The following is a 475-nucleotide window of genomic DNA, read 5'->3' on the forward strand; positions in this document are numbered from 1 at the left end:
AGGGGGCCGGTTCGGGCGTCGGCGTTACGGCCTCGGCCCGCACCTCGGTCATCGGACGGCGATCAGCCGGCGTGGATGGGCGCGCCCCAGCCACCCCAGACATAGATGGAGACGAACAGGAACAGCCACACCACGTCGACGAAATGCCAATACCACGCCGCCGCTTCGAAGCCGAAATGCTGCTGCGGAGTGAAATCGCCGCGATAGACGCGGATCTGGCAGACGATCAGGAAGATCGTGCCGATCATCACGTGGAAGCCGTGGAACCAGGTCGCCATGAAGAAGGATGCGCCATAGTTCAGGCCCTTAAAGGGGAAGGGGGCGTCGGCATATTAATAGGCCTGGATCGAGCTGAACAGCAGGCCGATTATGATCGTGACCCACAGGCCCTTCTTCAGGCCGTCGCGGTCGCCATGGATCAGCGCGTGGTGCGCCCAGGTGATCGTGGTACCGCTGGTGAGCAGGATCAGCGTGT

General features: G+C 62.5%; 1 pseudogene. It reads right to left on the bottom strand.

Annotation, left to right across the window (positions count from 1 at the left end):
• Positions 1–62: 62 nt before the first annotated feature.
• Positions 63–470: pseudogene (locus tag AACY45_RS28270) on the bottom strand (cytochrome c oxidase subunit 3).
• Positions 471–475 lie beyond the last annotated feature (5 nt).

Origin of the sequence: Pseudomonas sp. RA_35y_Pfl2_P32 (genome assembly GCF_963970735.1) — a bacterium.
GTDB lineage: Bacteria > Pseudomonadota > Gammaproteobacteria > Pseudomonadales > Pseudomonadaceae > Aquipseudomonas.